Below are 18,819 nucleotides of genomic sequence, written 5' to 3'. Positions count from 1 at the left end.
GAATACCCGATTCCTTCCAAACAACATCAGCCAGGAATCCCCAACCGTGAGCTTTCTCCACGGAGCACTCTTTCGCCGCTACGCGCTTCGGGGCCGCCGCTACGCGCTGCAGGGCTTTGCCGTGTGCCTGTTGCTCGGCCCGCTTGCCACTGGTGCCGAGTCTCCTCGGAACGTCGTGCTGATCGTCGCTGATGATCTTGGTTGGTCCGACTTGGGTTGCTACGGCAGCACCTTCTACGAGACCCCAGCGCTCGACAAGCTCGCCAGCGAGGGAATGCGTTTCACGGACGCCTACGCCTCGGCACCGGTCTGCTCGCCTTCTCGGGCAGCCATCATGACGGGCAAGAATCCGACCCGTTTGGGGGTGACCGCGCATATCGGCGATGCTCATCCGCACCAGTGGTCACGCGAGACGCCGCTGCTGCCCGCGTCCTACGTAGACCGATTGCCCCTCGAAGAGCTGACACTCGCCGAGCGACTGCACGAAGCCGGCTACGCAACACTGCACGCGGGCAAGTGGCACCTGGGGGGCGAGCCGTTCTATCCCGAGTACCAAGGCTTCGACCTTAATTTGGGGGGCTGGGTCCAGGGCGGTCCCTTCACCGGTCAGGGGTACTTCTCTCCGCACGGCAACCCGCGCCTTACCGATGGCCCCGCAGGTGAGTACCTAACCGATCGCCTTGCGGCCGAGACCGCCCGGTTTATCGAATACCATCATCGCGAGCCGTTCTTTGTTCACCTAGCATTTTATGCGGTGCATGTGCCACTGCAGGCACGTCCCGATCTGTTGCGCAAGTACGAGAAAAAGGCCGCGGGGCTTCCGCGAATCGTTTCTCCGATGCGTGAGGGACCCGACTCCCTGCTGCGTGTGCGACAGGACTTACCCGTCTATGCCGCCATGGTCGAGGCGATGGATCAAGGCGTGGGCGTTGTGATGGAAGCACTTGAGCGCTACGGCTTGCGCGACAACACCATCGTCATCTTCACGTCGGACAACGGCGGGCTCTCGACCGGCGATCGTGGCATCTCTGAAGCGGAGGGCTGGCCGACCACCAACGCCCCGCTCCGCGCCGGTAAAGGCTGGCTGTACGAGGGGGGGATCCGCGTGCCGCTCATCGTTCGGGCACCCGGTGTCGAAGCTGGCACGACCTCGGATCGCGTTGTGACCGGCACCGACTACTTTACCACGATCGAAGAGCTTGCCGAGCTGCCGCCGGCCGAGATCGGCCCCCACGACAGCGAAAGCTTTGTGGCGAATCTACACGGTAAGCAGGAGTCGCGTGGCCCCGCTTTCTGGCACTACCCCCACTATGGCAATCAGGGGGGGCGGCCAGGAGCTGTGATGCGCGACGGCGATTGGAAGCTGATCGAATGGTACGGAGGGACACCGGCCGAGAGCGATCTCGAGTTGTTCGATCTGCAAGCGGACCCGAGTGAGGAGCACAATCTGGCCCACCTTGAGGCCAATCGGGTCGAGCAGATGCTGACTGCCCTCCGCTCGTGGCGGAAGGGGCTCGATGCTCAGATGCCGACCGGTCGCACCGTGCCGATCGCCAAGCAGCCCGAGGCTCCGCGCGCTGCCGGTGTACCCAGCGCCGAGCCTGCTTCAAGGTAAGCCCCGCTTAGCGATCGTTCCTTACTGCCCCGCAACCGGCCGAGGCCGTTTTCTTCGGCATTTAGAATTTAGAATCAGGCAGGCGGGATCGCGTAGTGAACGGTAAGACCGGCCTCGCTAATGCGGAGCGTATCCTCGGGCATAGGAGGCTGATCGGTGACAAGGCCTGTGAAATCGTTCAAGGCGGCAAAGTAGCAGCCGGAGCGGTGTCCGAACTTGCTGCTATCGGCGACCAGCCAGGCTTCGTCCGCCATTGCCAGGAAGGTCCTTTTGATCGCGGCGTGCGAGAGAGATGCTTCGCTCGGTCCCCGTGTGGTGTCGAGCGCTGCGCACGAGACAAAAGCCTTCTGGAAGGCGAACTGCCGCAGCGAGGCCTCCGCCAGTGGGCCGACAAAGCAGGCTCCCGCGGCGTCGAACTCGCCTCCCGTGCAAACCACCTTCACGTCGGTCCGATCGGCCAGCCACCGCACAGCATCGAGACCGTTGGAGACAACCGTTACGGGGCAGTCTTTCGGAAATTCGGGCAGCTGACGGGCGACTTCAAGCCCTGTGGTCGAGGCGTCGATCGCGATGACTTCTCCGGCACTAACTAGCTGCGCTGCGGCACGCCCGATCCGGTGCTTCTCAGAGGCGTGCGACGACTGCCGCTGCGCAAACGGCGGTTCGTCGGTCGCGGTGGGGCGAACTGCCCCGCCGTGGGTACGAACCAAGCGACCGCGCTCGGCGAGCTTCGCCAAGTCGCGGCGAATGGTCTCGTCGGTAACCGCAAGCCGCTTCGCCAACCCCGCGACGGTTACCTCTCCGTCGCGGTCGAGTCCGTCGAGGATGAGGGACTGACGTTGCTTGGCGAGCATAATAAAACCACATAAAACAACATCTGAATCGGTTGACTTACCAGCATGCTAGCGATAGAAAAAGCGCATAGCAAGCAGAATACCACATTGACGCCACTGACCCGCCGCTTAGCTATCACGGACTCGATTGTCCGCAATCGGTTTCGATTGACGGCTTAACCGCGTCCTTTTCGCTCCGCTCTTGCCCTCTATTGGCTCAGCCCCAGGATCACTGCACGTGACACAGCCGGCACAACAACTCAAGCACGTCACGCGTCATTGGGACGACTCAGTTGCGGCGGGGTTGGACCCGATCGAGCGTCTCGTTTATCGCTCGAACTGCTTGGGAGCCGATCAGCGGATCACGAACACCGGGGGGGGCAATACCTCGTCCAAGCTTGCCGAGTCCGATCCGCTCTCGGGCGAGTCGACCGAGGTGCTGTGGGTAAAGGGTTCAGGGGGCGACCTGCGGACTTCCAAACGCGACAACTTTTCGTCGCTCTATCTGGACAAGCTTGAATCACTGCAAGGCGTTTATGCGGCCCAGTCAGAGCGGGGGCCGAAGACCCCCGCCGAAGACGCAATGGTCGCGTACTTCTCGCACTGCACGTTCAATCTGAATCCGCGCGCGAGTTCGATCGACACCCCTCTGCACGGGTTCCTGCCTGCCCGGCATGTCGATCATATGCATCCCAACTCGGTGATCGCGATCGCCGCGAGCCGCAACAGCGAGAAGCTCACCCGCGAGGTTTTCGGAGACGAGATCGGGTGGGTTGCTTGGTTGAGACCCGGCTTTGAGCTGGGCATGCAGATGCAGCGCGAAGCCGAAGCCAATCCCTCACTGCGTGGCTTAGTAATGGGCCAGCACGGCCTGATCAACTGGGCGGATGACGACAAAGACTGCTACGAACTAACGCTGGCCTTGATCGAGAAGGCCGCCGCGTTTATCGATCAGCGTGACAAAGGAGCCGACACGTTTGGCGGCCAAAAGTACGTGCCGCTTGGTGACACGCAGCGCGACAGCCTGTTGGGCGAGTTGTTGCCTTGGCTGCGTGGCCGGGTCGCTTACCAAGGGCACCGATTAATCGGCACAGTGCAGACCGACGCCGTTATCCAGCGGTTCGTCAACTCGCATGACGCGCCTCGGTTGGCGGAGCTCGGTACGAGTTGCCCGGACCACTTCCTCCGCACCAAAATCAAGCCGCTCTATGTGGATTGGAATCCGGCCACGGAAGACCCCGCGACGCTCAAGAAAAAGCTCGAAGCAGGGCTAGAGCGGTACCGTCAGGACTACGCCGAGTACTACGAGCGCTGCAAGCATGTGGATTCGCCCGCGATGCGCAATCCCAACCCAGCGGTCGTGCTGATTCCGGGTGTGGGAATGATCGCTTGGGGCAAGAATAAGAGCGAGTCACGCGTGACCGCCGAGTTTTATAACTGTGCGGTCGAGGTGATGCGCGGTGCCGAGGCGATCGACGAGTACATCGCCCTGCCCCAGCAGGAAGCGTTCGATATCGAGTACTGGCTGTTGGAAGAAGCGAAACTCCAGCGGATGCCGGCCGAGAAGGCGCTGGCGCGCAGGGTGGTGGTTGTCGTCGGTGCCGGTGCGGGGATCGGCCGCGTTGCCGCACACCGCCTGGCCGCCGAGGGTGCCCATGTGGTTTGTGCTGATCTGAACGCCGCCGCTGCACAGCAAACCGCCGACGAGCTGATTGCCAAGTACGGCCAGGGGATTGGAGTCGCGGGGTCGGGCGTCTCGGGTTGCGGTCCGGCGATTGGGGTTGGAGTGAATATCACGGATCGCGAGTCGATTCGCTCGCTGCTCCGCACAGCAACGCTAGCCTACGGCGGTGTTGACCATTTGCTGGTGACAGCCGGCGTTTTCCTCGCACCGGATCGCGAAGGCAACCTGAGCGACGACGCTTGGCGGTTGACCTTTGAGGTCAACGTGCATGGTGCCTACAACGTGGTGGACGAAGCGAAGACGCTCTTTCGCGATCAGGGGCTTGTCGGATCGGTGGTTCTTACCACCAGCGTCAACGCCGTGGTGGCAAAGAAGGGGTCCGTTGCTTATGACACGTCCAAGGCCGCTGCCAACCATCTGGTCCGAGAGCTTGCCGTTGAGTTGGCCCCCTTGGTGCGGGTCAACGGCGTCGCGCCAGCAACCGTGGTCGAAGGTTCAACGATGTTCCCGCGCGACCGAGTGATCGCTTCGCTAGCGAAGTACGCGATCGAGTTTGAGGAGGCCGAGTCAGACGAATCTCTCAGAAGTAAGCTCGCTCAGTTTTATGCCGAACGGACGCTCACCAAGCAGCCGATCACACCGATCGACCAGGCTGAAGCGGCCTACTTCCTGCTGTCGGACGCTTCGAGTAAGACCACCGGTCAGGTGATCAGTGTCGATGGCGGCCTCGTCGATGCCTTCCTGCGCTGAGACGGGTTCGCGCCTCGATCCCACACTCTCTTCTCTGCTACCCACTCTTTATGTCTTCCGCCCATCTTGCCATTGACCTCGGCGCCAGCTCGGGACGAGTCATGCTGGGCGTGCTCAGTGGCGATCCGGCAACGCTGACTCTCGAAGAGGCGCATCGGTTTGAGCACGAACCGCTGTGGACGCCGGCCGGGCTCGTATGGGACCTGACGACGCTCTGGCGCGAGTTGCTGACGGGCGTACGGAAGGGGGCCACGACGGCCCGACAAGCCAGCGTTCCGCTCAGGAGCATCGGCGTTGATACCTGGGCCGTGGACTGGGCGCTCGTTTCCCCCGGGGGCGACCTGCTTGGGCTGCCCAGGTGTTATCGCGACCCCCGCCATGCGCTGGCGCGCGATCGCTTTCTCAAGGAGTACCCTGGTGGCGTGGAGGGGCTTTATGAACGGATCGGCATTCAGCCCCAGCCTTTCAACACACTGTTTCAGCTCGTCGCGCGGCGCGAGTCTAGTCCGGCGCTCTTCGCCTCCGCACCGGCCGGTACCAAGATCGCATTGCTTCCTGATCTGCTGCACGATTGGCTTGGCGGACGATTGGCTTGTGAGCGTACCAACGCTTCATCGACGAATCTGCTTGATCCTTTGACCGGTGATTGGGATCGCGCGCTGTTTGCTTCACTCGGATTGGCAGCGGACTTGCTCCCTGACTTGGTCGATCCCGGGACGGTGCTGGGCCCGATCCGGCCCGAGCTTGCCGCGTTGCTCGATCTCTCCGCAGAGGTGCAGATCGTGGCACCCGCGACGCACGACACCGCGTCGGCGGTGGCAGCTGCGCCGGCCCTCAATGCCGATCCGGGAACGTGGGCTTACCTTTCGAGCGGCACCTGGTCTCTGCTGGGAGTCGAGCTCGACAAGCCGCTGACGAGCCCCGCGGCGTTCGCCGTGCCGTTCACCAATGAACGGGGCGTTGGCGGCCAGACGCGCTTCTTACGCAACATTGGCGGGCTGTGGTTGCTGCAGGAACTGCGGCGCGATCTTCGGCAGGCAGGCGAGACGTACAGCTTTGCCGAGCTCGCTGAGCTGGCTCGCTCCGCCGAGCCACTCCGCACCGTGATCGATCCGAACGCCGCGGTGCTGGCCGAACCCGGCGACGCGATGCGTAAGCTGCGGGCTTTGGCCAGCGCGGCAGGAGAGCCCGTGCCGGAATCCGCGGGCCAACTCGCGCGGTGCTGTCTGGAAAGTCTCGCGTTGTGCTACGCCCAGACGATCGACTTGATTGAGACACTCACGCCGGCGCGGATCGAAACGCTGCTGGTCTTTGGCGGGGGCGTTAAGAATGAGCTGCTCAACGAGTTGACTGCGGCGGCGATTGGTCGGCCGGTAATGCTCGGCCCGAGCGAGGCGACCGCGATCGGCAATCTGCTCGTTCAAGCGCAGGGTCTTGGCCTGATCGAGAGCCTGCAAGCGATCCGCGCAATCGTCGAGCGATCGTTCCCGTCAAGGCGTGTGCAACCGCTTGCGAGCGAAGCGTGGCGCGCGGCGCACTCCCGATACGAGCTGATCGTCGGCGCTGCCGCGCCCACATCTACCTAACCGACGTCTTCTCAAACCCCTTGATTCTCCTTGTCTGTTTCATCGGCTGTGCTCGACTACGCACGTGAACGCTACGCCGCACGGGGTGTCGATCTGGATGCCGCGGTGGCGGCGATGGACGCCTTTCCGGTCTCGATCCATTGCTGGCAGGGAGACGATGTCAGCGGTTTTGAATCGGACGGTGGCGAGCTGGGCGGCGGCCTCGCCGTGACCGGTAACTACCCGGGTCGGGCCCGCAATGCCGACGAGCTGCGGAGCGATCTCGAAGCCGCGTTGCGTGTCATCCCGGGGCAGCATCGGCTTAACCTGCACGCGATCTATGCCGAGACGGGCACCAAGCCTGTCGGCCGTGATCGGCTTTCCGCGGAGCATTTTTCCCGCTGGATCGATTGGGCCTGCTCGCAACGGATCGGTTTGGATTTCAACCCGAGTTACTTTGCTCATCCGCTCGCCGCGAGCGGTATGACGCTCGCGCACGCCGACACCTCGGTCCGCCGGTTCTGGATTGATCACGGCATTGTGTGCCGAAGGATCGCCGCTGCCATGGGGGCGGCCACGGGCACGCCCTGTATCACGAACGTGTGGGTTCCCGACGGCATGAAGGACACGCCCGTGGATCGCAAGGGTCCTCGCGAGCGGTTGGCCGATTCGCTCGACGCGATCTTCGCCGAGACGCTTGACCCCGCTCACCAGCTTGACGCGGTCGAGTGCAAGCTGTTCGGCATCGGCGCTGAGAGCTACACGGTTGGCTCGCATGAGTTTTATCTGGGCTACGCCGCAAGCCGCGGCAAGCTGCTGTGCCTAGACACCGGTCACTTCCATCCGACCGAGGTGGTCTCGGACAAGCTCTCGGCCGTGCTGCAGTGGATCCCCGAGGTGCTGCTGCATGTCAGCCGTGGGGTGCGTTGGGATAGCGACCATGTGGTGACGCTATCGGATGAACTGCGCGCTATCGCTTGTGAGTTGGTGCGCGGCGGATACGGCGAGCGGGTTCACATCGGTCTCGACTTTTTCGACGCGACAATCCACCGCGTGGCGGCTTGGGCGATCGGTGTGCGGGCCACCCAAAAGGCGCTTCTCGCGGCGTTACTCGAACCGATCACCGAGCTGCGCAACGCCGAATCCACGGGGGACTACACGGCCCGTTTAGCGCTGCTGGAAGATCATAAGACACTCCCTCTGGGAGTGGCTTGGGATCACTACTGCGAGCTGAAGGGGGTTCCCCGCGATGGCGATTGGCTCGTTGAGGTGCAGCGGTATGAACACGAAGTCACCTCGCAACGCGACTGATTTACGGATGTCGCCCCCCCCCCACGAGCCCGTCCGCCCTTCTTGAACTTGTCGAACAAGCCTCGACAACTCTCTCGTCAAACTTATCAAGCACCGTCAAACCCAAGCAATTGAGTCGCCGATGTCGGACAACCAATCTTCCGGTGGTGAGTTTGAACGCGAGCCCGTCCCCGAAGCGCGGCTGCTGGGACCCGGTAAGTTTTGGGGGATGTACGCGGGTGAGCACTGCGCGGGCACCGAGTTTATGATCGGTCCGCTATTCCTTGGTGCCGGTGCCAGCCTGCAAGACCTCATTGTGGGACTGCTGCTGGGCAACCTGCTGGCGGTGCTGACGTGGCGCTATCTGGTGGTGCCGATCGCGATCGCCAAGCGACTTACGCTCTACTACCAGCTCGAACGCATCGCCGGCGGTCAGCTTGTCAAGCTCTACAACGTTGTGAACGGAGTGCTGTTCTGTTTTCTGGCCGGTGCCATGGTCACGGTGTCGGCCAGCGCGATCGGCGTACCGTTCGGCGTTCTTTATAAGGCTCCCCCTGAGATCTTCGGATTGGGCGAGACCTCGTTCACGGTGTTGGTGCTGGTTGTCGGGGCGGTGATGAGCCTGATAGCGGCAGCCGGCTACGATACGGTTGCGCGGGTCGCTAACCTTGCGGCACCGTGGATGATCGTGGTGTTTGGTGCGGCGGGGATCGTTTCGCTGGGTCAAATGGAGGTCGATACCTGGTCCAAGCTGAGCGACGGTGCGTTCTGGTCAGAAGGGATCGATTTCGTTCGGCAAGAGTTCACCGAAGAAAGAGAGGCGCTCATTTCAGAAGGTCAGGCGTTGGTTACGGCGGCGACGGGAACCGACGGAGACCCCGCTCAGCTCGCGCGTGGCAACGAGTTGATCGCCAGTGGCGAAGCGATCCGGCCGCCGGTGTTCACGTTCTGGCAGATCGTGGTGTTCGCTTGGCTGTGCAACGGGGCGATGCACTTCGGCATGGCCGACCTCTCGATCTTCCGGTTCGCAAGACACGCTTCCAGCGGTTGGGCTCCGGCGATCGGCATGCTCTTAGGGCACTACATGGCCTGGATCGCGGCCGGTTTGATGTTGGCGGCGCAGATTAAATTGGGCGCTGGCTCGGATCCCAATCCCGGCTTGCTCGCCTACAACGCTCTAGGGTGGGCGGGCATCCTATGCGTGGTGATCGCCGGTTGGACCACGGCCAACCCCACCATCTATCGCGCCGGCCTCGCTTTTCAGGGCGTATTCCCCAGAAGTTCTCGTGTGGCGATGACGCTCTTGGCAGGCGGCGTCGCAACCCTTGCCGGCATCTTCCCCAACCTGTCGGCACAGCTCTTGGGTTTTGTTGGCGCTTACGGCACCGTGTTGGGACCGATGGGTGCCGTGATTTTTGTGGACTACTACCTGATGCGGCGTTTCGGGTTGACGGAAGAGTACGCTGCCCAGCAGGGGCTGGCGGCCAACGTTGCGGTGCTCGTGGCGTGGTTACTACCGGTTGCAGTCGGCTTGTACCTCATCTTCTGGCAAGGGTTGTTCGCTGCGTATGCTGTTGTGCCGTGCTGGTTGGCTTGCGGAGCGCTCTACCTGCTCATGAGTGGGGCCCTCCAGCGGCGTGAGCAATCGGTCTCAGCGTGATCCGGAAATTTCTTGGGAGTTTGCGATGAAGAAGGCGATGAACTGGATCGGCGTGGGCGCGCTAGCCGCGATTCTGGTAGCGCCCGTGATGTATTTGAGGGGATCGCTTGAGTTGCTGTCCTGCCAGGCGGTTCTGCTGATCGCGACGGTCGTGTGGTTCGCCGCCGCGGCACCGGCGGTACTGGCCAAGGATCATGCCAAGCAAGCGTGACGGGGTTTTTCTGAGCGGATTGACGACTTTGCCCTGTCTAGGGGACGATCGTGCTTATGAGCACCACCGCTACTGTTGCGCAATCGGAGTCCGCCCCGTTGGCCGTTGCCCGTCGAGGGCTCATGGCGGTCGGTGCCGAACTGCACGCCCGGGGTTGGTCACTCGCGACCAGCAGCAACTACAGCGTTACTCTGGATCGCCAGCCGCTCAGGCTGCTCGTGACCGCAAGTGGTAAGCACAAAGACCGCCTCACCGAGGCCGACTTCGTGACGATTGACGATCAGGGTCGGGCCGTCGCCGACGGGGCTCCCAAGTCTTCCGCCGAAACCATGCTGCACGTTGTTCTGGCCCGTGCAGCGGACGCGGGAGCCGTGCTGCATACCCATTCGGTCTGGGGCACGCTGCTGTCGGACCGCTTCGCATCGCAGCAACAACTAACGATTTCGGGCTACGAGATGCTCAAGGCCCTGCCGGGTGTTACCACGCACGAAACGGCGATCACTCTGCCGATCTTGCCGAATACGCAAGACATCGGGGCGATGGCTCAGGATCTCGAGCGATTGTTGGCCACAGCGGGTCAAAAGAGCGAGGGTTCTCCCCCGCTTAGCGCCTTTCTCATCCACAAGCATGGCCTGTACACTTGGGGGGCCGATCTTGACGCCGCCCGCCGGCAAATCGAGGCGCTCGAGTTCCTGATGGAATGCGAAGGACGCCGGCTCATGGCCTCGGTTTGAGCTTCGGAATGAATCTCAACGGACGCTTCAAGACCGGTATTGGTCAGCCGCACAGCCTGGTTGCTCCCGCCGCGTCCCCCATCTGCCCCCGATCCTTACCCGATCATCGCCGCACGAACCGAGTGAGCTATGGCCACCGTCACGATTCCTGCAACGGGACAAACCCTGACTGACCAGGCGGAGATCGCCGCCGTGCTTGCGCCGATGGGCATCTGGCACGAGCGGTGGGACGTCGAAGGCCGTATCGGACCCGAGGCCGACGCGGAACAGATTCTCGCCGCCTATGCCCCCGAGATCGAACGCCTGAAGCGCGAGGGCAACTACGTTACCGCTGACGTGATCAACGTCACGCCCGACACGCCCGGTCTCGAGACGATGCTGGCGCGCTTTGACAAGGAGCACACCCACAGCGAAGACGAAGTGCGCTTTACCGTGCGAGGCGGAGGCGTGTTCTGGATCCACCCCGAAGGGGACGGACCGGTGGTCGCCATTGAGGTTGGCGCGGGTGACCTCATTAACGTGCCCGCGGGCACCAAGCACTGGTTCCATCTGTGCGATGACCGCACGATTCGCTGCATCCGCCTGTTTCAGGAGACCAGCGGATGGACTCCTGAGTACATCGACGAGGGCCTGCACAGCGAGCACCCGCCCGTTTGTTGGGGACCGCGCTATCTGGGCGGCGACTCGGTTCGCGGAACTTCGGATCCGATCGATTCGCCGGTGAAACTGTGATCGAGCTTGCTCAGCGGGCGGCCCTGCTCGACGTGGAGGGAACAACCTCCAGCGTTGCCTACGTCTACGACGTCATGTTCCCGTTTGCACGGCGAGAGTTGCAGCCGTATGTAGCCCAGCATTGGGAGTCCGCTGCGCTTGATCCTGTCCGCGAGCGTTTCGCTAAAGAGGCGGGGGCAGCTAGCTATACCGAATGGGTGACCGGCCGCGAACCGCAGCAAACCTTAATCGATCAAGCGGTTCGGCTGATGGACGCCGACGTCAAGGCGACCGGCCTGAAGCTGTTGCAAGGTTTGATCTGGGAGGCGGGTTTCTGTTCGGGCGAGCTACACGCCCACCTATTCGAAGAGGTTGCTCCAGCGCTCCACGCCTGGCGAGCCGCGGGGGTCGATCTGCGGATCTATTCTTCGGGGAGCGTTCACGCTCAGCGGCTCTTTTTCGGCCACACTGAGGCGGGCGATCTGCGGCCGCTGTTGACCGGCCACTACGACACCACGGTTGGTCCGAAGCGCGAGGCCGACAGCTACGCCGCGATTGCGGCCGATTGGCGGCTCGCTCCGCAGGCGATCGCCTTCTTTAGCGATGTCACCGAAGAGCTCGAAGCGGCGCGGGCGGCGGGGCTCGCAACCGTGCTGGTCAATCGTCCGGGAAACGCAATCCCGACGCCCACCACGACACCGCATCCGAAGATCACCAGCTTTGACGAAGTGGTTTGGCGGCCGTCAGAATCGTGAGCGCTACGAGGTGAGTGATGCCCTCCCCCGCCAAGCGCGACCTGCCGACCAAAATCTGCGTGGCTTGCGGACGCCCGTTCGCTTGGCGAAAAAAATGGGCACGCTGCTGGGAGCAGGTTCGCTATTGCAGCCAGCGCTGTCGAAGCGACCGAGATTCTCAACGCCGCTGACGCGACACTGCACGCCGCTGACGCGAAACAGCGGTGCGCACGCACTAATCGCCTGCGGCCGTGACCACGCGGGCATCGAGCCACAGGGCGTTGTCGCCCGTATCGCCGTCATCGGCGTAGTCCACCACCAATGCCAGGCCGACGGCCCCCGTCACGTCCAGATTTATCTCCCGAGGCGGCTCGCCAGCGCGCACCGTGAGGCTTTCGTAGAGCTCATCCGGTGCTCCGCCGCGGATCGCGTAGACACGGAATACGACGCTCCCGCGCGGGTCTTCGGCTCCTTGGGAAAAGATCTGCTCAGGGCCATCGGCCACGGCAAGCGACGCCTGAAACCGCGTTTCTTCGGGGTTCAGCGCGTAAACCAACCGCATGGCTGAATGCGTTCCGAGACCTTTCGCGGAACGCTTGCGGCGTGCCACAAGCGGTTCTCCCCGCGGCCCCGTATCGCGCCCGTAGGGCCAAGCCAGATCAAAATAGGGGGTGTGACGATAGTCGAGCGGTTCGGAATCGGACAAATAGCGCACACGACCACCGATTGGCTGCACAAACACGACCCGCTCAGCGGCGGTGGTGAGCGATGTCCCCGCGGCAAGCCACGCTATGAGTCGCTCTTCGTTCAAATCGATGCGATCGGCCTTCAGCAACGAGCCGTCGTCCAGACCCACAAGGCATGTCGGTCCGGTAGCTTCGGAGCGATCCGATGACGATGCCAGTTCGAGACTCGCGATCTGATCTGCCTGCAGCTTGGTTATTGTGCCGGCAATCTCCATTGCGAGTTCTCCCTGATCCAGACTCGCGACGCTGCCAGAGAGCACATCGCCCCGCACTCCGGCAGTCACGGAGGCAAGCTGGGCCGTATCGGCACTGAGCGGCTGGGAGTTCGCCGCGGAGGGGATCGGCGGAGCACCGGCCAATAAGACGCGGCGCACCGCCGAGCGGGGCACCTCAATCCAGGTTTCAGCGCGACGCAGGGACACGCTTTGCTGATCAATCTTAACGGGCACCGGCTGGGCCCAACCGGGCTCGGCCGCAAGTAACGATCCGTCTTGCAGGCAAAGCCAAACCCCTTCATCGGGTCTGGTGGGCGCACCCCAGCGGACGAGCGTGCCCGGATCGCTCGCTGGGATCAGGGGCGAGGCCGTGCCCGCGGGGGCGAATGTCACCCGTGCATCGCGAGGCCGATCGGCGTCGAAACGGAACTCGCTCAGACGCCCTTCGAGCACGGTTCCGTCGATTAATCGGGCTTGGTTATCGGCTGCGTTGGCTTCTGTCCGATCCACAAAGCACCCGGGCAGCAAGAAGATGCCCGTGAGCAATCGGCTGAGCAGTGTCGCGGACGAGTAGTGCATGAAAGGTGACTGAACGCGGGGGGCAGCGTCTTCAGCGCTGGAAGATTGGAACGGCTTCGTTGGGCGTTTGCAGCACGATGCACGCCATGGCGGTGGCGTAGTGGGCACCGTTGTTGTCGTCCCACGAACCATCATTCTTTTGCCGGGCTACGAGCTCGTCGCGTGTGGCCGGGTACCACCGCAACCAGCGTTCACCCCCTACTTGCCACATCGCCTGAGCGGCGTAGTACTGGCCATAGTAGTAGTGAACAGAGCGGTTGGCGTCGCCACCGCCGGCTTGCCGTTCGAGGTAGTCGAGCCCGCGCACGATCTCGTCGCCATCGTACACGCCCGCGCTGTAGAGCGCGACGACTCCCGCGGCCGATCGTGGGTACAGGCTGCTTGCGCGGGGCCCGGGCTGGTAGTTGAAGCCACCATCCGGGTTTTGACAGCGACGCACATAGTCCAGGCAACGTTCGACCGTCGCCGGAGGAACATACACGCCGGCGTTGCGTGCCGCCCGTAAAGCCATGATCTGGCAGATCGTTACCGAAAGGTCGGCATCGACCGGCTGAGGTTGATACCGCCAACCCCCTTCATCGTTTTGGGCGTTGACGATCAGTCGAACGGCAGACGCGAGCTTGTCACGCAACTCGGGCCGGGGCGACATGCCGTAGGCCTCGGCCATGAAGAGCGTTGCAAAGCCATGGCCGTACATCGGTCCGTGGCTGCCGGCACCCTGTACCGAGACGAGCCCGCTCGGTTCGGTGTGGTCGATGAGGTAATCGACGCAGCGCTGGCAGGCGTCGCCATAGGGTCCGCGTTCGGGCGTGCTCCCGCCAGCCAAGAACGCCATGCCCGCCAGCGCGACAACAGCCGGGTTGTTCCCCATGCGCTGGCCGCCGAACCCGCCATCGGCCAGTTGGGTCCGCCGCAAATAGGCAAGACCCCTTTCGATCGAAGTCTCACAAGGGGCGATCAACTCCGCCGCAGTTGGTTGCGCGCCGACAGGCACCGCGAGGGCCATTAGCATCGTTACAGCAAGAACGATTCGCGGGCGCTCGGACACCGTACGCCAGGTGAGGTTAGTGGGAGCATTCATGGGCGGGCCGCGTCCTCTTCCGCCAGGCGCCGGAAGTAGGCTTCCAGCTCCTCGCGATATTGCGGCAGATATTCGTCGGCCGACGATTGCAGAAGCTGCTCGCGTACCCGCTCGGGAAGATGGCCCCAGGCCGCCTTCATCGCGTCGCTGCCAAGAGCGCTGGCTTCGACTGCCTCGGCTTGGTTGTTGGTGGGCTGGCCTGTTGCCCGCTGAGCTGATTGCTGTGAAGCGCTTGCGGCGGAGGGGGTTCCTCCGGCGGGCTGAGAACCGGCCGGCTGGGATTCGCTCCGCTGTCCTTTCTGACGCTGCGAGTCTTTTGATTGGGAGGAAGACGACGAGGATTGGCTCTGCTGCTCGGCTTGCGCAATCAATCGATCAAGATCCGCGACCGCTTGACGCTGCACGGGCAGCGCGGGCGTTGCGGTTTGCCCGTCATCGAGCAGGGCCGCAGCTTCTTGCATCCTTTCGGCGATGCCCGCCAGCGGATTACCGGTTGGTGCAACGTCTTCGCCTTGGCGGGCTCGTTGCGCCGCCTCCTCCATCTGTTTGCGCAACGCGTCTTCATCGGGGCTGAGGGGGGCGGGCCGCGTCTGAGCCGAAGGCGCTGCTTCGACAGCTCTTGGGAAGAGACCCTCAAGACCCTCGCCCAAGAGACCTTCACCCAGATTGCCAATCGCCGGGTTTTCTTCGGTCGCGGCGGCTGCCGCTATCACGGCAGACGTCGCCAACAAGAGCATGCCCGTTACGGCCGCGGCGGCCATGACCGCTACGCGAGGCGCTCTTATGAGAAGGCCTGTCCGCCGACATGCTGGGATCCGTTTGTAATCAGAATGAATCATGGGGCTCCGACTCTGCGTCTGGGTCATTCGTACGTTCCGCGAGTTCCGTGGCGAGTTCCGCAAGGCGGCGCTGCTCGGCGGCCAGCTGCGCTGCGACTTCGGGGGGGGGCATCATCTGCGGGTCTCTTAGGCGTTCGCCGCGTGCCGTGTCGGCTTCGTAGGCGTCGGTTTGGCTGATCAGTTCGAGCTGCGTGAGACGCAGCATCTTGAGCTCAGCGAGATCAACCGGTGAGGGAGGAGGTGACTCGCCCCCTCCGCCTCCGCCTCCACCCCCCTGCTCTTCTTGTTCTTCCTTCTCCGCTTGATTCTGTTCAAGCACCTCGGCGATCGCCTTCAAGCGGCGCAACGCAGCCGCCTCGAAGCGTTGCGTTAGGCGGCTCGTGTCGGCTTGCGCTAGCCGTTGGGTCGCCTCGTTCATTTCGGCAGCGACGCCCCGCAACGCGATCTCGAAAACCGCCCGACGCTGCAATGCCACCGACGCCTTGGCAAGCGTGTCTCGCAGCTGAGACTGGTCGTCCCGCAACGCAGCGATCGCGGATACAGGCGCTTGTGAGATGTCGGCTTGCATGGTGCGCTGGAGGACTTCCTCTTGCTGATCGACGTACTCGGCGATCCGCTGCGCGAGACGGTCGAGCAGGCGCTGAGTGGCTTCGTTTTCCAGTTGATCGATCCGACGGTCGATTTCGCGTGACGCTTGCTGCATCGATAGTTGAGCGTCTCCTTGCGAGGCCCCGCCCGCCTGGCCGGCGGACGCTTGTTGCCCCGACCCCTGCTCGGCACCCTCCGGAGAATCTCCTGGAGGGTTGCTCGGAGATTCTCCCGCGTTCTCCAGCTGATTAGCGGCGGCTTGCATCGCGTTGGCAGCACGCGGTGCCGTCAGCCGATCGAGTTGTCGCCCTAGTCGCTCGGCATTCTTAGCCAACTCTTCGCGCGAAGCTTGATCGGCGGAGAAGTTGTTCGCGTCCTGGGCGACTGCTTCTCCGAGGGCGTTGAGACGCTCCTGCGCTTTCTGTAGCTGACCGATCAGGCGATCGGGGTCGTTGCTCGCGCCGCCCCGCAGAGTCTCTAGCATCTGCTCCAGGCCTTCCGCGGCGGCGGCTTGCCCCTTGGTTGCGCTTCCGAGGCGGTTGGTAGCGAGTTCGCGTGAGGCTTCCCGTAGGGCCGCACCGACGCCGCTCTCTGCGGCTTCGTCTAGGGCGTCTCTCACCGCGTCGACAGCCCGCTCGGATTCTTGATCAGCGGTGCCGGGCTCTTGATCGAGCAGGCCCCGCATGGATTGTTCCAGCCGTGCAAAGCGACGCTGCAGGTCGGCTTGACTGGCCAAGAGCTTCTCGCGATTGGCCTGCCGCTGGGCAGCGGCCAGCGGGTCGCGCTGCGCTGCGGCCGCGGCTTCTTGTCGCGTTTGTGCGAGGGTCTCGTTCTGCGTCTTTTGCATCTCGAGTAGCTCTTGAGCAAAGCGCCCGTAGTCCGCCCAGCCGGCAAGAGAATCCGCAAGTGATTCGAGCCGCTTGGTTGCTTCTTGCTGATGCGCGGTGGCGACAGCGAGGCGCTCCGCGACCCCCTCCAGAGTCTTGCTCTGTGAGTCGCGTCGGGCGGTGGCAAGCTCGCGCCGCGCCTCGGATTGGGGGCTTTCGACGATCGTCGAGAGCTCGTCGGCAGCACGTGCCAGGCGTTCAACCATCTCGGGGCGATCCAGCCGATTGCGTCGTGCTCGGTCGGTCAAACGCTGCGCGAGGGCCCGGACACCGCCGCGGGGGTCGTCGATCGACTCGCTCGCCAGACGCTGCTGGTACTCTGCCGATCCAATCGCGTCGCGTGCCTTTCCTGATTCCGTCTGGCCGTCGGCAGCCTCGATCGCGGCGTTTTTCGCCGCCAGTGCGGCCGTTCTTTGCAGCTCGAGTGCGCGCGTGATTTCTTCGACCAAGCGAGACTGCTCGGTAGCCAATCGTGCCTCGAAGTCCTCGTCCGAGATCACAACCAGATTGGTTGGCCGCGGTGCGTTTGTCGTGTTGGGCTTATAGTCCGAAGCGCTCGCGACAATCGCTATTTCGGTATTGGGGGGCAGGCCTAAGGGAGCGAGGTCCCACTCGAAATCTATCGGCTGGCGATCCCCTTCCTCCAGGGATTGTCGCCGCGGAGGCTCGGTCGGGCCGGCATAGAGAATCAATTCTTCGGGCGGCGGCGCTTCCTCGTCATCGCCAGCCGCGATCGACCACTGCATAATGACCCGCTCAATCGCTAGATCGTCTTGCACAAGCAAGCAGAGCGAGACGACCGCCCGAGCGGTCACGTAATCGTCATCGGTCGCGGGCTGCCATTGCGTGGTGGGGGCGCTATCGGGTCGGACCTCGTACGGATGCGCGTTCGTGGAACCAGTGACTCCGCTCGTTGCCGCCAACTTGATGCAATAGGTGCTGCCCGGCGTGAGTGGCACTTCGGTATTCCAGACTTGTTGACCCAAGGCAAAGCGCGCAGGATCGGCCGGATCGATCGTCAGGGCGAAATTTTCTTCACCAGCGACGACGGTAGCCGTAGAAAGCGGTTGACTAGCAAGCCCCGCCAAGTCGAGCCGCGTGCCCACCATCACACGCAGCGGCCCGGTTACTTCGGCGGACGCCAGTCCACTGTAAGCGGGAGGGAGGGTTCGCAGCTTGAACTCGATCGCGTGCGGCGCTTCGAGCACGTCGACTTCTTGCCACGCCATGCTGTCATCGTCGCCGCCAACGACGCGGAAAGCGAATGATCGGCGCACCTCTTCTAAACGGCCCACCGCATCGTCGGCCAGCGGTTGCAGCGAACGCACTTCGGACTTGGGTTGATTGTCGGGCTGAGCTTCCGGTGCCGCGCTGCCGTAGCGCACTTCCATGATCGCGTCGCTCGGCACCGCTCCGGTGTGGTTGCCAACAACGACCTCAAACGTGCCGCCGGCCGCAACGCTCGTCGGCGCTTCGATGACGTGCAGTTGTGTAAGCCGAGGCCAAGCGATATCTGCCCAGGGCGCAAGGAGTCGTTCGGCAGCGATACGCGTTGCGGCGGGGTTCGTAATCGTCAGGCCCATCATCAGGCATGCCAGCACGGCAAGCCGCCGCGTTAGTTGTCGGCGCGGGGCGCGATCCACCTCTTGCCGGATGACTTCGAGTGGTGTGTTCTGAGCCGCATCGACGATGACGGCCCGACGCAATTCGGCCGATCCCGCCGTCGGATCGTCAGCCTCTTGGTCGTAAAAGGCGACCGCGCTAGACAGCTGGCTTCCGCGTTCTGGCCGGTGCCGCTCGATCCTCTCGGCGAGAGCAAGCCGATCGGTACGCTGACCAAGCCGTCGTTTTCCCCAACGCCACGCGACAACCGATGTCACGCCGAGGAGCGCAGCGGTCGCCACCCAGCGGAGCCCTTGATCTCGAGAGCGAACGAAATAGTCGAGTAACCCCAAAACGATCGCGGTCGCGATAAAAGAGAAAAGCACTCCCAGCACCCAGCTCGCGACCGCCTCGCGGCGTTGAGCGTGGCCGGCGCGATCGAGTTCGTCGATGAGGCTCTTGGGATTCATGCCGACAGCGAAAAAGGTTGTGAAG

At 63.2% G+C, this 18,819-nt stretch carries 15 protein-coding genes; 10 read left to right on the top strand and 5 right to left on the bottom strand.

Annotation, left to right across the window (positions count from 1 at the left end; translation table 11 throughout):
- The first annotated feature begins 46 nt into the window (after positions 1–46).
- Positions 47–1,615: a sulfatase gene (locus Pla111_RS12385; RefSeq protein ID WP_197524999.1), complete on the top strand. Its 1,569-nt coding sequence runs from the start codon at positions 47–49 to the stop codon at positions 1,613–1,615.
- A 74-nt stretch (positions 1,616–1,689) separates the two neighbouring features.
- On the opposite strand, the gene Pla111_RS12380 is transcribed toward Pla111_RS12385, so the two are convergent.
- Positions 1,690–2,469, bottom strand: a complete 780-nt coding sequence (locus tag Pla111_RS12380) for a DeoR/GlpR family DNA-binding transcription regulator (protein ID WP_146574764.1) — start codon at positions 2,467–2,469, stop codon at positions 1,690–1,692.
- A gap of 217 nt (positions 2,470–2,686) precedes the next feature.
- Here Pla111_RS12380 and Pla111_RS12375 point away from each other — a divergent pair, with 217 nt between their 5' ends.
- The 9 genes from Pla111_RS12375 (at position 2,687) to Pla111_RS17685 (ending at position 11,978) form a co-directional block, all read left to right on the top strand.
- Entirely contained in the window at positions 2,687–4,882 is a 2,196-nt protein-coding gene (locus tag Pla111_RS12375) for a bifunctional rhamnulose-1-phosphate aldolase/short-chain dehydrogenase (RefSeq protein WP_146574763.1), read from the top strand.
- A gap of 50 nt (positions 4,883–4,932) precedes the next feature.
- The gene (locus Pla111_RS12370; protein ID WP_146574762.1) at positions 4,933–6,468 is read left to right on the top strand and encodes a rhamnulokinase; all 1,536 of its coding nucleotides are present in this window, start codon (positions 4,933–4,935) and stop codon (positions 6,466–6,468) included.
- 30 nt (positions 6,469–6,498) lie between these two features.
- Complete coding sequence (locus tag Pla111_RS12365; RefSeq protein ID WP_146574761.1) at positions 6,499–7,758, top strand: L-rhamnose isomerase; 1,260 nt, start codon at positions 6,499–6,501, stop codon at positions 7,756–7,758.
- Positions 7,759–7,879: 121 nt separating this feature from the next.
- Positions 7,880–9,397 (top strand): purine-cytosine permease family protein, encoded by a 1,518-nt coding sequence (locus tag Pla111_RS12360; RefSeq protein ID WP_146574760.1) that lies wholly within the window; start codon positions 7,880–7,882, stop codon positions 9,395–9,397.
- Positions 9,398–9,422: 25 nt separating this feature from the next.
- Positions 9,423–9,608: a hypothetical protein gene (locus Pla111_RS12355; RefSeq protein ID WP_146574759.1), complete on the top strand. Its 186-nt coding sequence runs from the start codon at positions 9,423–9,425 to the stop codon at positions 9,606–9,608.
- A 56-nt stretch (positions 9,609–9,664) separates the two neighbouring features.
- The gene (gene mtnB, locus Pla111_RS12350) at positions 9,665–10,342 is read left to right on the top strand and encodes a methylthioribulose 1-phosphate dehydratase (protein WP_146574758.1); all 678 of its coding nucleotides are present in this window, start codon (positions 9,665–9,667) and stop codon (positions 10,340–10,342) included.
- 129 nt (positions 10,343–10,471) lie between these two features.
- The gene (locus Pla111_RS12345; RefSeq protein WP_146574757.1) at positions 10,472–11,074 is read left to right on the top strand and encodes a 1,2-dihydroxy-3-keto-5-methylthiopentene dioxygenase; all 603 of its coding nucleotides are present in this window, start codon (positions 10,472–10,474) and stop codon (positions 11,072–11,074) included.
- On the top strand, positions 11,071–11,808 hold the full coding sequence (gene mtnC / locus Pla111_RS12340; RefSeq protein WP_146574756.1) for an acireductone synthase: 738 nt from the start codon (positions 11,071–11,073) through the stop codon (positions 11,806–11,808). Before Pla111_RS12345 ends, mtnC begins: the two co-directional genes overlap by 4 nt.
- A 17-nt stretch (positions 11,809–11,825) precedes the next feature.
- The gene (locus Pla111_RS17685; RefSeq protein WP_146574755.1) at positions 11,826–11,978 is read left to right on the top strand and encodes a DUF2256 domain-containing protein; all 153 of its coding nucleotides are present in this window, start codon (positions 11,826–11,828) and stop codon (positions 11,976–11,978) included.
- Positions 11,979–12,022: 44 nt separating this feature from the next.
- On the opposite strand, the gene Pla111_RS12330 is transcribed toward Pla111_RS17685, so the two are convergent.
- The 4 genes from Pla111_RS12330 to Pla111_RS12315 all read right to left on the bottom strand — a co-directional run bounded on the left by Pla111_RS12330 (position 12,023) and on the right by Pla111_RS12315 (position 18,794).
- The gene (locus tag Pla111_RS12330; RefSeq protein WP_197524998.1) at positions 12,023–13,327 is read right to left on the bottom strand and encodes an NPCBM/NEW2 domain-containing protein; all 1,305 of its coding nucleotides are present in this window, start codon (positions 13,325–13,327) and stop codon (positions 12,023–12,025) included.
- Positions 13,328–13,358: 31 nt separating this feature from the next.
- Positions 13,359–14,408 carry a prenyltransferase/squalene oxidase repeat-containing protein gene (locus Pla111_RS12325; RefSeq protein WP_146574753.1) on the bottom strand — a complete coding sequence of 350 codons (1,050 nt, stop codon included), beginning with the start codon at positions 14,406–14,408 and terminating at the stop codon, positions 13,359–13,361.
- Entirely contained in the window at positions 14,405–15,169 is a 765-nt protein-coding gene (locus Pla111_RS12320; protein ID WP_146574752.1) for a hypothetical protein, read from the bottom strand. Before Pla111_RS12320 ends, Pla111_RS12325 begins: the two co-directional genes overlap by 4 nt.
- Positions 15,170–15,233: 64 nt before the next feature.
- Positions 15,234–18,794, bottom strand: a complete 3,561-nt coding sequence (locus Pla111_RS12315) for a hypothetical protein (protein ID WP_146574751.1) — start codon at positions 18,792–18,794, stop codon at positions 15,234–15,236.
- Positions 18,795–18,819 lie beyond the last annotated feature (25 nt).

Origin of the sequence: Botrimarina hoheduenensis (genome assembly GCF_007859815.1) — a bacterium.
GTDB lineage: Bacteria > Planctomycetota > Planctomycetia > Pirellulales > Lacipirellulaceae > Botrimarina > Botrimarina hoheduenensis.
This window is presented reverse-complemented; position numbering and strand designations above follow the sequence as displayed.

What these genes read in the sequence shown, in the direction of transcription:
- Pla111_RS12380 (WP_146574764.1), bottom strand. Translation starts at nt 2,469, where the DNA reads ATGCTCGCCAAGCAACGTCAGTCCCTCATCCTCGACGGACTCGACCGC.
- Pla111_RS12370 (WP_146574762.1), top strand. Translation starts at nt 4,933, where the DNA reads ATGTCTTCCGCCCATCTTGCCATTGACCTCGGCGCCAGCTCGGGACGA.
- Pla111_RS12360 (WP_146574760.1), top strand. Translation starts at nt 7,880, where the DNA reads ATGTCGGACAACCAATCTTCCGGTGGTGAGTTTGAACGCGAGCCCGTC.
- Pla111_RS12355 (WP_146574759.1), top strand. Translation starts at nt 9,423, where the DNA reads ATGAAGAAGGCGATGAACTGGATCGGCGTGGGCGCGCTAGCCGCGATT.
- mtnB (WP_146574758.1), top strand. Translation starts at nt 9,665, where the DNA reads ATGAGCACCACCGCTACTGTTGCGCAATCGGAGTCCGCCCCGTTGGCC.
- Pla111_RS12345 (WP_146574757.1), top strand. Translation starts at nt 10,472, where the DNA reads ATGGCCACCGTCACGATTCCTGCAACGGGACAAACCCTGACTGACCAG.
- Pla111_RS17685 (WP_146574755.1), top strand. Translation starts at nt 11,826, where the DNA reads ATGCCCTCCCCCGCCAAGCGCGACCTGCCGACCAAAATCTGCGTGGCT.
- Pla111_RS12330 (WP_197524998.1), bottom strand. Translation starts at nt 13,327, where the DNA reads ATGCACTACTCGTCCGCGACACTGCTCAGCCGATTGCTCACGGGCATC.
- Pla111_RS12325 (WP_146574753.1), bottom strand. Translation starts at nt 14,408, where the DNA reads ATGAATGCTCCCACTAACCTCACCTGGCGTACGGTGTCCGAGCGCCCG.
- Pla111_RS12320 (WP_146574752.1), bottom strand. Translation starts at nt 15,169, where the DNA reads ATGGCCGCCGCGGCCGTAACGGGCATGCTCTTGTTGGCGACGTCTGCC.
- Pla111_RS12315 (WP_146574751.1), bottom strand. Translation starts at nt 18,794, where the DNA reads ATGAATCCCAAGAGCCTCATCGACGAACTCGATCGCGCCGGCCACGCT.